The sequence below is a fragment of the Flavobacterium xizangense genome (assembly GCF_054075145.1).
Window position 1 is genome coordinate 1 of record NZ_JBSIPG010000119.1, and the last position, 269, is coordinate 269.

The 269-nt window shown below is 30.5% G+C and carries 1 pseudogene; it reads right to left on the reverse strand.

What is annotated here, in order from left to right:
• Positions 1 to 269 (reverse strand): annotated as a pseudogene (locus ACWA1B_RS22750) (hypothetical protein); the annotation flags it as partial.

A 269-nucleotide genomic window follows, 5' to 3' on the forward strand; every position in this document is an offset into this window, starting at 1 on the left:
GAACTCCAATATAGTGCTGGTTTTTTATCCTTACTGATGCTGTAGCCAATTAAATTTCGGCTTCTTTCGTGTTTCAGCGAATCTGTAAATTGATTCGAAAGAAATAAAGAAGCATTGTATTTAAGAATATTAATATTCTTGTCATCCCAAGTAAAAACATAAATATCATTGGTGTTTTCATCTTTGGCATTTAAAACCTGAGTTTTTCCTAGAAAGTTTAGATCTAGTGGTAAAGAATTTAAGACTGTTTGACTGAACAAAACTGTTTT